The 11,058-nt window shown below is 64.9% G+C and carries 12 protein-coding genes; 9 read left to right on the top strand and 3 right to left on the bottom strand.

The window, feature by feature from the left end; all coding sequences use genetic code 11:
• Positions 1-272, bottom strand: a 272-nt coding sequence (locus BMX04_RS10125) for a COG3415 family protein (RefSeq protein ID WP_074786113.1), incomplete at its 3' end; no start/stop codon positions are given.
• A 294-nt stretch (positions 273-566) separates the two neighbouring features.
• On the opposite strand from BMX04_RS10125, the gene BMX04_RS10120 reads away from it, so the two are divergent.
• Positions 567-1,562 (top strand): VPLPA-CTERM sorting domain-containing protein, encoded by a 996-nt coding sequence (locus tag BMX04_RS10120; RefSeq protein ID WP_074786112.1) that lies wholly within the window; start codon positions 567-569, stop codon positions 1,560-1,562.
• 189 nt (positions 1,563-1,751) lie between these two features.
• Here the strand turns inward: BMX04_RS10120 and BMX04_RS10115 are convergent, their stop codons facing one another.
• On the bottom strand, positions 1,752-2,468 hold the full coding sequence (locus tag BMX04_RS10115; RefSeq protein WP_139194529.1) for a Crp/Fnr family transcriptional regulator: 717 nt from the start codon (positions 2,466-2,468) through the stop codon (positions 1,752-1,754).
• Positions 2,469-2,626: 158 nt separating this feature from the next.
• Between BMX04_RS10115 and BMX04_RS10110 the strand changes: the two genes are divergently transcribed.
• From BMX04_RS10110 to BMX04_RS10100, 3 genes are read left to right on the top strand one after another with little or no spacing between them, the layout of a single operon-like run.
• On the top strand, positions 2,627-3,058 hold the full coding sequence (locus BMX04_RS10110; RefSeq protein WP_074786111.1) for a pseudoazurin: 432 nt from the start codon (positions 2,627-2,629) through the stop codon (positions 3,056-3,058).
• Between the two features lie 57 nt (positions 3,059-3,115).
• Complete coding sequence (gene nirK / locus BMX04_RS10105) at positions 3,116-4,333, top strand: copper-containing nitrite reductase (RefSeq protein ID WP_074786127.1); 1,218 nt, start codon at positions 3,116-3,118, stop codon at positions 4,331-4,333.
• A gap of 14 nt (positions 4,334-4,347) precedes the next feature.
• A complete protein-coding gene (locus BMX04_RS10100) occupies positions 4,348-5,097 on the top strand; it encodes an SUMF1/EgtB/PvdO family nonheme iron enzyme (RefSeq protein ID WP_074786110.1) in 750 nt (249 codons plus the stop codon).
• A gap of 3 nt (positions 5,098-5,100) precedes the next feature.
• Here the strand turns inward: BMX04_RS10100 and BMX04_RS10095 are convergent, their stop codons facing one another.
• Positions 5,101-6,633, bottom strand: a complete 1,533-nt coding sequence (locus BMX04_RS10095; RefSeq protein WP_244888519.1) for a divergent polysaccharide deacteylase family protein — start codon at positions 6,631-6,633, stop codon at positions 5,101-5,103.
• 141 nt (positions 6,634-6,774) lie between these two features.
• Between BMX04_RS10095 and BMX04_RS10090 the strand changes: the two genes are divergently transcribed.
• The 5 genes from BMX04_RS10090 to BMX04_RS10070 are packed head-to-tail and all read left to right on the top strand — an operon-like array spanning position 6,775 to position 10,826.
• Positions 6,775-7,350: an anthranilate synthase component II gene (locus BMX04_RS10090; RefSeq protein WP_420876403.1), complete on the top strand. Its 576-nt coding sequence runs from the start codon at positions 6,775-6,777 to the stop codon at positions 7,348-7,350.
• The gene (gene trpD, locus BMX04_RS10085) at positions 7,347-8,369 is read left to right on the top strand and encodes an anthranilate phosphoribosyltransferase (protein WP_074786107.1); all 1,023 of its coding nucleotides are present in this window, start codon (positions 7,347-7,349) and stop codon (positions 8,367-8,369) included. Before BMX04_RS10090 ends, trpD begins: the two co-directional genes overlap by 4 nt.
• Positions 8,366-9,181 (top strand): indole-3-glycerol phosphate synthase TrpC, encoded by an 816-nt coding sequence (gene trpC / locus BMX04_RS10080; protein WP_074786106.1) that lies wholly within the window; start codon positions 8,366-8,368, stop codon positions 9,179-9,181. Before trpD ends, trpC begins: the two co-directional genes overlap by 4 nt.
• A complete protein-coding gene (gene moaC, locus BMX04_RS10075) occupies positions 9,181-9,657 on the top strand; it encodes a cyclic pyranopterin monophosphate synthase MoaC (protein ID WP_074786105.1) in 477 nt (158 codons plus the stop codon). Before trpC ends, moaC begins: the two co-directional genes overlap by 1 nt.
• Entirely contained in the window at positions 9,654-10,826 is a 1,173-nt protein-coding gene (locus tag BMX04_RS10070) for a molybdopterin molybdotransferase MoeA (RefSeq protein WP_074786104.1), read from the top strand. Before moaC ends, BMX04_RS10070 begins: the two co-directional genes overlap by 4 nt.
• Positions 10,827-11,058: the final 232 nt, after the last annotated feature.

The following is an 11,058-nucleotide window of genomic DNA, read 5'->3' as shown; positions in this document are numbered from 1 at the left end:
GTCATCTGGTGCGCCTCAGCAATTTCCAGCACCAGATCATCCAGCGTGAGGTCGGGCTTGGCTGTCATCCGCACCGCGATCCAGTCCCGCAGACGGGCCAGCTTTCCATGCCCGCCGCCATTACCTTGTCGGCGCGGCTCAAGCTCACCTGTCTCACGTTTCAGGATCACCATATCGTTCACGAACTTCACTGAAACCCGAAACCGCGCGGCTGCTGCGCGGTGGGAATGCCCTTCCTCCACAAACGCGACGACCCTCTCACGAAGTGCCATAGGATGTGGCTTACCCATCTCAAACCCCCATATCTGCCATGCAGACAGGGAATCACAAATCAAGCCTCATGGGAATCTGAACCAGAAAGCTCGCAACTCGCTCTAATGGCGGGTCTGAGCTCAGAGTGACCATTTTCACTAACAATGCGAATTGCTGCTTCGCGAAAGGCAACGTTGCCAAATTTTGCTCTGCATGGCATTTGAATGTTGCCTACGTGCCTATTTTCCGAGCCTCATACTTATCTATGCATAATGCTTGCCGGTGCAGTAACCGTGCGTGTTCCGGAGGGTTCTATGAAATTATTTGCGCAATTGTTCTTTGTAGCTGCTGGCATTGGCCTTAGTGGCGCCCACGCAGCGCCGGTCTCGGTCTTCAGCGAGTTGAGCCTGAGCACAAGTTTCAGCATCAACAATGGTAATCCGATTGATGGAGCAGATGTAGGACCCGGGCTGCTTGCACGCACCCTCGGCGCAAGCAGCACTGTCGATTCTGTCGACACTAATGAAAATATCATCAGTAATAGCCAGGTCGGCAACCCTTTCACCACCCCTCCAATTCCCTTCCTCAGCAGCGGTACTGACGCGACCAGTCTGCAAGGCAGCCCTCTGGAAGGCGCGCAAGGCAGTTGGGACGTTACCATTTCGCAATCCGCCGACTCAAACAACGGTCAGGTGTTAAATCGCAGCATTGACACTGGTGGCACCGCCTCGATCCTGTTTGCCACCGACCCGATAAACTCCAGCGGCCTTTCGTTCTTTGATGTTAGCCGTCCGTTCCTGATCGAGAACACCTCAAACGCTTCGGTATCATTCGACATAGCGGGCTTTTTCGCGTCAGATTTGTCCGCCAACATCATTGGCGACGCGGGTCTTGCGCGCACCAGTTTAACCTACAGTATCTTGTTCGAGCAGGTGGCCGGGGCCGTGGTCTCCTATTCCGAAGTTACCCCCTTTTCCCAAGCTATTGACGACAGCGCTACCGGGGCCACCGTAAGCCAAAGTTTTACAGCAAGCGACAGCGGACTGTTTTTTGAGGTTGAGACCGTCTCTGATTTTGCAAATGGGGGCGGATTGGCCAGAGCCGAAGGCGGCAGTGGCTATAGCTTTTTGCTCGAACTGGACCCAGGGGTGTCATTTGTCATGACCGAGGCATGGACCCAGCGCAACGACGTCTCGATCCGTCAGCAAGACTCTTTGCCCCCGGTTCCGCTGCCCGCAGGCGGCCTGCTTCTACTGACCGGGATCGCCGGAGTCGCTTGCCTCAAGTGCCGAAAGAAACGCAACGCCTAGTGTTTTAGTGCGAAGACAAACCCGAAATCAGGTGGTCCGGCGTTTTGTGTCCTCCCCAAGCGGAGTGGGACCTCCCCCGCGCCAATTTGACTCGACCGGGTGAGATTACTGAAAGCAGCCAATGGCTGCTCCGTACGCAAACCCAACCTTCCACCAATTCCACGTCACTGACACCCCAACACCACCCCCCTACCCCTGGCTCAGCACCACCAGCGCGTGAGGGTCGCAGACCTTGATGCGCTTGCGCTTGCTCTCCACCAGCCCGCGCTTTTCCCAGCCGCTCAGCAAACGGCTGACCGTGTGCAGCGTGGTGGCGGTCAGTTCCGAGAGATCCTGCCGGGTGATCGGAAAGTCGATCTCGATGCCGCCCTCGACCTTTCGCCCGGTCTGGTTGATCAGCCGCAGGATCGCGTTGGCCACGCGCTGCTCGACCTGCTGCGTCGCCAGTTCGACGATGCGGGTGTTCATTTCCCCCACCCGGTGCCCGAGCGTCTTGTAGGTCTCGGTGGCAAAGCCGTCATACTCGGCCACGAACGTGTCCCACAGGCTGGTCGGCCAGCTGAGCACGATGGATTCCGTCGCCGTCATCGCCGTCGCCGGATAGGTCTCGCGCCCGATGGCCCTGGCAATGCCCAGAAGCTGCCCCGCCGGAATATGCAGCGCCGTCACCTGCTCGCCGGTGGGCGTGATGCGCACCACCCGCACATAGCCATCGAGCAGCATGTAGAACCGCTCCGCCGGATCACCCTCGTTGAACACTGTACCCCCGGCCTCATGGCGTCGCGAACTCGCCTGATCCAGAATCGTGCGAATCTGCCGCTTCTCCAGCCGGGAAAACGGCGGCAGATGCGTCAGCAGGCTCTCGTCGAGCCGTGGCAGGGTCTTGCGGGTGGGTTGCTCGGTCATGGCGCGGGTCATCGCACAGAACCGCAGGCAACGCCACAACCGGATGCCGCGTTCCCACCCGATCAATCGTCCCGAAGTTTGCGCCAGAGCAATATTTCGCCTGCGGAAATCCCTATTCTCAAGATCAAGCAATAACGCGACATGAAAGGAACAACGACATGATCCGCACGCTGACAACCGGTCTCGCCCTCGCGGCCCTGATGGGCTCCGCGGCCTTCGCCGAGACCTTCGAGGTCAAGATGCTGAACAAGGGCGCCGACGGTGACCGCATGGTGTTTGAGCCGGCCTTTGTTCAGGCCGCCCCCGGCGATACCATCCGCTTTCTGGCCGCCGACAAGGGCCACAATGCCGAGATCAACAAGGGCATGCTGCCCGAGGGGGCCGAAGGCTTTGCAGGCAAGATCAACGAGGAATTCGACGTCACGCTCGATGTCGAAGGCGTCTACGGCGTCATCTGCAAGCCGCACTTTGCCATGGGCATGGTGATGACCATCGCCGTGGGCGACGTCGAGGTGCCGGATACGTTCCTCGAGGGTCGCGTGCCCCGCAAGGCCAAGGAACGTTTCGAGGCGCAACTCGGCAATCTCTGATCCCTTTCCCGGTGCGCGGGCATGAGGCCTGGCACCACAATTGTCATGGAGGATATCATGACCAAATTCATCAACCCCGGACTCGTTTCAACCAGCCGCCGCAACGTGCTGCGCGGCTCCATGCTCGCCGGTGCGGCGGCAATGGCAGGCGCAGGCGCGATGGCCGCCTCGCGCGCGCCCCGAATGACCAAGGCCAACGCGGCATCCACACATCTGCACAAGGCCGCCGCCAAACAGGTTGCCGAAACCACCGCCAAACCGGCCGATCTCTCGGGCTATACCCGCGTGCGGCAGGACCTGGTCGCACCGCCCTTTGCGCCTGCGCATGAGCAGGTCGCAACCGGCGGCCCCAAGCTTATCGAGATCACCATGGAAACCACCGAACGGCTGATGGTGGTGGACGAGGACACCGGTGCCTCGGTCTGGGCGCTGACCTATAACGGCTCGGTCCCCGGCCCGCTGATCATCTGCCACGAGGGCGACATGGTGGAACTGACCCTGCGCAACCCCGCCGAGAGCATGATGGAGCACAATATCGACTTTCACGCCTCCACGGGGGCCCTGGGCGGCGGTGGCCTGACCCATGTCTATCCCGGAGAGGAATGCGTGCTGCGCTGGAAGGCGACCAAGCCGGGCTGCTTTACCTATCACTGCGCCCCCGGCGGCGCGATGATCCCCTATCACGTCACCCATGGCATGAATGGTGCTGTCATGGTGCTGCCGCGCGACGGGCTGAAGGACGGCGCGGGCAACCCGCTGAAATACGACAGCATCGCCTATATCGGAGAACAGGACTACTACCTGCCGAAGGACGACAACGGCGACTACAAGAGCTATGACGCCGCCGGTGACGACTATGCCGACAGCCTGGACGCGATGCGCACGCTGATCCCGACGCATTCGGTGTTCAACGGCGCGGTCGGTGCCCTGACCGGCGAGCACGCCCTGCGCGCCAAGGTCGGCGAGACGGTTCTGATGATCCACAATCAGGCCAACCGCGACTCGCGCCCGCACCTGATCGGCGGCCATGGCAACTTCGTCTGGGAGACATCCTTCTCCGACGCGCCGATGACCGGCATGGAGACATGGTTCGTGCGCGGCGGCAGCGCGGTGGCGGCGATGTACACCTTCGAGCAGCCGGGCGTCTACGCCTATGTCAACCACAACCTGATCGAAGGCGCGATGCTGGGGGCCGCTGCGCATTTCGTTGTCGAGGGCGACTGGGACAACCAGCTGATGGAACAGGTCGTCCCACCCCGTCCCTTCGCGACATAAGAGGAGCGCATGACATGACAACCGCCGCCGCCACTCACATCGACCCGCTCAAGACCGCGCTTGGCTTTGCGGCTCTGGGCCTTCTGGCGGCGGTCATCGCCGGGGGCGCGCTCTTGCAGCGCGCCCCTGATCCGATCTTTCTGCCAGTGATGGCCGACCGGCCCGTGATGCTCCCAAACGGTCGCGCGCTTTATGTGCAACGCCATGAGGTCACGGTCACCGAATGGGCGCGTTGCGTCGCGCAGGATGCCTGCGCACAGGTCGTTCGCGCCCGCGCCGATCAGGATCCCGCCACCACGCCCGCAACCGGGCTGAGCTATATCGACGTGCAGGACTACCTCGCCTGGATCAATGACGCCACGGGCCACGCGTTTCGCCTGCCGACAGCCGGGGAATGGACCATCATGGCCGCCTCGGTCCTGCCGGACGAACCCGATCCGATCTTCACCGACCCTTCGCTGACATGGGCCTCGGCCTACCTGACCGAGGGCACCGCCCCACGGGCGCTCAAACCCCAGGGCAGTTTCACCACCTCGCCCGAGGGCATCGCCGATCTCGATGGCAGTGTCTGGGAATGGACGCAGGAGTGCTATGCAGGTGCGAGCGACGGCACCGACCCGTCCCGCTGCCCGGCATTCTTTGTCGGCGGCGAGCATGTCGCGGCGATGTCCTATCTGGTGCGCGACCCCGCGCGCGGCGGTTGCGCCGTCGGCACGCCGCCCGCGCATCTGGGCATGCGCCTCGTCTCGGATAGCCCGGTCTGAGCGCTATTCAGCCCCCGCCATCAGCACTGCCGAAACCGGGGCCAACGCCACCCGATTGGCCCGGTCCTGCAATCCCCAGAGCATCAGCGCGCTGATTGTATCGGCGCGCAACCGGCCCAGCATGATCACGCCCTCCTCCTGCTGACCCGCCTTCATCGCGGCCTGATCTAAAAAGCGGCGGATCGCCGAGGCATCCTGCCCCTGCCCGTCGAAATCGCGAAACAGCGTCGCCGACGGCACGCCTTCGCGCCCGATCAGCTTGCGCGCCATATCAAGCCCGTTGGGATGCATGACCATCCCGTGCCCGGTCTCCAGAAGGATCGGGGCCAGTTGCGCACTGCCCTCACGGCTCGCCTGCACACCGGTCTCGTCGCCTTCCAGCAGCGCCACCGCCTGCGGCACCCGGTCAAGCCAGGCCTGCATCGCCACCTCGGTATCCGACGCCGCAGCACTTTCAGGCAGATCAACGGTCAACAGCACCTCGAACCCCGCCGCGCGATAACGCTCGGCGGCCTCTGCCGCGCCCGGCCAATCGGCATCCACCGCAAAACTGAGCGGATAGGGAAAACTGGCAAGCGCCTCCAGACCGATGGGGCTGCTGCCGTCATCCATCAACACGATGGACATCAGCGGCTTGCCCTCGGGGTTCTCGAAATCGGCGGCATTGCGCAGGATCGCGCGCTCGGGTGCCGGGGTCTCGTCGGGGTCTTCCGCCGTCGCCTCGGTCTCCGGCGCATCCCCGATACGGGGCAGCCGGTTGCTGCGCACGCCTTCGACACGGTCACTGATCGTGCCCGAGGGTGGCAACGTCTTGGGCGTCTCGGAGCTATCTTCGGCGGTCTGCACCGCTTCGGGCACCGGTCCCTCATCGGGGGCGATCGGCGTGATCGCGTCGTCACGGGCCGGGGCCTCTTGTGTCGCATCGGGCGCAAGCGTCGGTGTCTCTTCCTCCTCGGGGAAATCCGGCACCGCGCTACGGGTCTCGCCGCCCGTCTCACCGCCGGTCTCACCATCGGTCTCGCCACCTGTCTCACTCCCCGTCAGCCCGGCATCAGTCTCGCCCGGTTCAGGGGCCGGGGGCTGCGCCGGGTCGGACGAGATCGCCACCTGTCCCTCATCCTGCGGGGCCTCGGGTGCCTGCGACTGAGGGCTGGGCAGCACCGGGCTATCGCTCTCGACCGCGACACCGCCCGTACCGCCCGACGCCTCGGGCGCCGCACCGAGCGCATCCACGTCACTGCCGGTGGTCGGGGCCCGCGCCGGGGCGGTATCCGCCCCGCTGAGCGATGACAGATCATCGGGCTCCGGGGCAACCACCTGCGGCGCGCCCGTCGCCTCGGGGCTGTCCTCGACATCCGGCAGGGCCGCCTGCCGATCCTCGCGCCGCAGATCGAACCCCGACCCGGGTGTCACCTCGACCGTCTCCGCCTCGGGTGCCTTCGCGCCCGGCACCTCGGTCAGAACCGATGCCATCCCAAGCACCAGCCCCGAAACGACGGTGCCGGTGATCATCCCCGCAAATAGTCCGCGTGCCACTGCCTTTGCCCCCGTATCCGCCTGTTTTACCTTATTACCGGCCTAGCGCCCCTTGACGGTGCCGCGCAAGCCTGAACAAGTATACCGCGACCGGGCCCTCGGCCTCCAGCCCCCTTTGCATGAGGACAGGCGCAAATGCTGCTGTTGATCGATAACTATGACAGTTTCACCTACAATCTCGTCCATTACGTGGGCGAATTGGGGGCCGAAACCCGCGTGATGCGCAATGATGCGCTCAATGTGCAGGACGCGATGGCGATGCGCCCTGCCGGTATCCTGCTCTCGCCCGGCCCCTGCGACCCGGATCAGGCGGGCGTCTGCCTGCCGCTCACCCTGGCCGCCGCCGAGGCGGGGATTCCCCTGCTCGGCGTGTGCCTCGGGCATCAGACCATCGGGCAGGCCTTCGGCGGCAAGGTTATCCGCCATTCCGAAATCGTGCATGGCAAGATGGGCCATATCCAGCACTCCGCAAAAGGCGTTTTCGCCGGTCTGCCCTCGCCCTTCGAGGCGACCCGCTATCACTCGCTGGTCGTGGAACGCGACAGCCTGCCCGACTGTCTGGAAATCACGGCAGAGCTCGAGGACGGCACGATCATGGGCCTGCAGCACCGCGAATTGCCGATCCACGGCGTGCAGTTCCACCCCGAATCGATTGCCTCGCAGCACGGCCACAAGCTGTTGCAGAATTTCCTGAACCTGATGCAGGTCCCGGCATGAGCGACCGGCTGAAACCGCTGATCGGGGCCGCCGCCGACCGCGCGCTCAGCCGACAAGAGGCCGAAGCCGCGTTCCAGATCCTCTTTGAGGGCGAGGCCACCCCGGCGCAGACCGGCGGCTTCCTGATGGCCCTGCGCACAAGGGGCGAAACAGTCGACGAATACGCCGCCGCCGCCGCCGTGATGCGCGCCAAATGCAACAAGGTCCGCGCGCCCGAGGGTGCGATGGACATCGTCGGCACCGGCGGCGACGGCAAAGGCACGCTCAACATCTCAACCGCGACCGCCATCGTCGTGGCAGGCGCGGGCGTGCCGGTGGCCAAGCATGGCAACCGCAACCTCAGCTCCAAATCCGGCGCGGCGGATGCGCTCAGCCAGTTGGGCCTCAACGTGATGGTCGGCGTCGAAGTGGTGGAACGCGCGCTCTCGCAGGTCGGCATCGCCTTCATGATGGCGCCGATGCATCACCCCGCGATGGCCCATGTCGGCCCGGTGCGCGCAGAATTGGGCACCCGCACGATCTTCAACATCCTCGGGCCGCTGACCAACCCGGCAGGCGTCAAGCGTCAACTCACCGGCGCATTCTCGCGCGATCTGATCCGGCCCATGGCCGAGACGCTGGGGCAGTTGGGGTCAGAGCGCGCCTGGCTGGTGCATGGCTCCGACGGCACCGACGAGATGACGATCACCGGCCTCACATGGGTCGCCGCCCTTGAGGAAGACGGCAGCATCCGCGAGGTCGAACTGCACCCCGAGGATTTCGGCTTGCCCGTGCATCCGTTCGAGGCCATCCTTGGCGGCACACCCGAGGAAAACGGCCGCGCGATGCGCGCGCTGCTCGACGGCGCGCCCGGCGCCTATCGCGACGCAGTTCTGCTCAACGCCTCGGCCGCACTCACCGTCGCGGGACGCGCGCCCGATCTGCGCGCAGGCGTCGCCATGGCCGCTGAAAGCATCGACAGCGGGGCCGCGCGCGCGAAACTCACCGCTCTGGCGAAACTCACATCGGAGGCCGCATGACCACCCCCACCATCCTCGACAAGATCAAGACCTACAAGCTGGAGGAGATCGCCGCCGCCAAGGCCGCCCGCCCGCAGGACGAGATCGAGGCCGAGGCCGGCGACGCACCCCCGGTGCGCCCCTTTGGCGACGCGCTTTTGCAGGCCAGCAAGACCGGCTATGGCCTCATCGCCGAGATCAAGAAGGCCAGCCCCTCCAAGGGCCTCATCCGTGAAGACTTCGACCCCGCCGCCCTGGCAGACGCCTACGCGAGCGGCGGGGCCACCTGTCTCTCGGTGCTGACCGACACGCCCAGCTTTCAGGGCGCGCCCGAATATCTTGGGCAGGCCCGCGCCGCCTGTGACCTGCCGGTTCTGCGCAAGGATTTCATGTATGACCCCTATCAGGTCGCCGAGGCACGCGCCTGGGGCGCCGATTGCATCCTGATCATCATGGCCAGCGTCTCGGACGCGCAGGCCCTGGAACTGGAAGAGGCCGCCACCCGCTGGGGCATGGACGCGCTCATCGAGGTGCATAACCGCGAGGAACTTGACCGCGCGCACACGCTCAATTCCAACATGATCGGCATCAACAACCGCGATCTCAACACCTTCGAGACCTCGCTTGACACCACCCGCAAGCTGGCGAAATTCGTCGCGCCCGACGGTCTGATCGTCAGCGAAAGCGGGCTGTCCAACCCCGACGATCTGGCCGAGATGGCGCGCTACGGCGCGCGCAGCTTCCTCATCGGCGAGACCCTGATGCGCGCCGAGGACGTCGCACAGGCCACCCGCGATCTTCTGGCCAACCCGATGAAGGCGGGCGGCGTCTGATGAGCGATCTGACGCATTTCGACGGTCAGGGTCACGCCCATATGGTCGACGTGTCCGACAAGGACGTGACGCCACGTGTGGCCGTCGCGGAAGGGCACATCAAGATGGCCCGCGAAACCTATGATATCATTGTAGAAGGTCGCGCCAAGAAGGGTGACGTTCTGTCGGTCGCACGGCTTGCGGGCATCATGGGGGCCAAGAAGACGCCCGACCTGATCCCGCTCTGCCATCCGCTTCCCGTCACCAAGGTGGCGGTGGAGCTGACGCTTGACCCCGACCTGCCCGGTGTGCGGATCGAGGGCACGGTCAAGACCACCGGGCAGACCGGCGTCGAGATGGAGGCGCTGACGGCGGTCTCGGTGGCCGCGCTCACGGTCTATGACATGGCCAAGGCCGTGGACAAGGCCATGGAAATCGGCGGCATTCGCGTGATCCTGAAAGATGGTGGAAAATCAGGCCGGTATCAGGCGCAATGATCACGGTCGACGCCGCCCTTTCGCATCTTTTCGCCCTCGTCGAGCCGCTTGAGATCGAAGAGGTGCCACTGGCCGAGGCCTCGGGCCGCATCCTCGCGCGCGACGTCACCGCACGGCGCGATCAGCCGCCTTTTTCCGCCTCGGCGATGGATGGCTACGCCCTGCGCGGCGACGAGGCCACACCCGGCGCGCGGTTCACCGTCATCGGAGAGGCGGCGGCGGGGCATGGCTTTCATCGCGCCGTCAACGCAGGTGAGGCGGTCCGCATCTTCACCGGCGCGCCCCTGCCCGAGGGGGCGACCCGCGTCATCATCCAAGAGGACGTGACGCGCGACGGCGACACCATGACCCTCGGCGCGGATATCGGCACCAAGGACCATATCCGCCCCCTTGGCTGCGATTTCCGGCAAGGCCAGAGCATCACCGCCCCGCGCACGCTGCGCCCCGCCGATATCGCGCTCATGGCCTCGATGAACATCGCGTCGGTGCCGATGCGGCGCAAACCGCAGGTGGCGCTGATCTCCACGGGTGACGAGTTGGTCATGCCCGGCGAGGCCCCCGGCCCCGATCAGATCATCGCCTCCAACACCTTCGGCCTCAAGGCGCTGCTCGAGGCGCGCGGCGCGCGGGCGCGCATCCTGCCGATTGCCCGCGATACAGTGGCCTCGCTCACCACCGCCTTCGGGCTGGCCGAGGGCGCGGACCTGATCGTGACCATCGGCGGGGCCTCGGTCGGCGATCACGATCTGGTGGGCCGCGTGGCGGGTGATCTCGGCATGGACCGCGCCTTTTACAAGGTCGCGATGCGGCCGGGCAAACCGCTGATGGCCGGTCGCATGGGTGGGGCCGCGATGGTCGGACTGCCGGGCAATCCGGTCTCGGCCATGGTCTGCGGCCATGTCTTTGTCGCACCGATGATCGACAAGATGCTGGGGATGGGCGAGGGGCCAGCCCCACGCCGCGAGACTGTCTTGGCCGCCCCCCTGCCCGCCAACGGCCCGCGCGAGCATTACATGCGCGCCCGGCTCACAGATGCGGGCCTCATCGCCGAGGACAAGCAGGACAGCTCATTGCTCAGCATCCTCGCCCATTCCGACGCGCTCCTGGTGCGCCCCCCGCATGACCCGGCGCGAAACGCGGGCGAGACGGTGGCGTACCTGCCGATCTGATTTGGCTGGTCCGGGTCTTCGGTGGTGATTTTGGCCTTGAGCTGCCGTCGTCATTTCAGGGGAAAGCCGCGCGGTGCCCGACCGCGGGTGGGCGCTGCAACCTTAGTGGGATGCGCTTTATGGCAGCCAAATACTGCAACGATTGCGCGGGTTTGTGACGTTGCAAAAGCGCCCGCCCGGGGGGCGGTCGGGCGCTGCGCGGCGGTGCCTGCAGCACCTTGATTCCGCGCAT

It is taken from the genome of Roseovarius tolerans (assembly GCF_900109855.1).
Taxonomy (GTDB): domain Bacteria; phylum Pseudomonadota; class Alphaproteobacteria; order Rhodobacterales; family Rhodobacteraceae; genus Roseovarius; species Roseovarius tolerans.
Note: the sequence above shows the minus strand (reverse complement) of the source record. Positions and strands in the feature narration are given on the sequence as shown.

Excerpts from the sequence above, each read along its gene's own strand:
- BMX04_RS10070 (WP_074786104.1), top strand. The coding sequence starts at position 9,654 with ATGATCACGGTCGACGCCGCCCTTTCGCATCTTTTCGCCCTCGTCGAG.
- BMX04_RS10110 (WP_074786111.1), top strand. The coding sequence starts at position 2,627 with ATGATCCGCACGCTGACAACCGGTCTCGCCCTCGCGGCCCTGATGGGC.
- BMX04_RS10120 (WP_074786112.1), top strand. The coding sequence starts at position 567 with ATGAAATTATTTGCGCAATTGTTCTTTGTAGCTGCTGGCATTGGCCTT.
- trpC (WP_074786106.1), top strand. The coding sequence starts at position 8,366 with ATGACCACCCCCACCATCCTCGACAAGATCAAGACCTACAAGCTGGAG.
- BMX04_RS10115 (WP_139194529.1), bottom strand. The coding sequence starts at position 2,468 with ATGACCGAGCAACCCACCCGCAAGACCCTGCCACGGCTCGACGAGAGC.
- trpD (WP_074786107.1), top strand. The coding sequence starts at position 7,347 with ATGAGCGACCGGCTGAAACCGCTGATCGGGGCCGCCGCCGACCGCGCG.
- BMX04_RS10100 (WP_074786110.1), top strand. The coding sequence starts at position 4,348 with ATGACAACCGCCGCCGCCACTCACATCGACCCGCTCAAGACCGCGCTT.
- nirK (WP_074786127.1), top strand. The coding sequence starts at position 3,116 with ATGACCAAATTCATCAACCCCGGACTCGTTTCAACCAGCCGCCGCAAC.
- moaC (WP_074786105.1), top strand. The coding sequence starts at position 9,181 with ATGAGCGATCTGACGCATTTCGACGGTCAGGGTCACGCCCATATGGTC.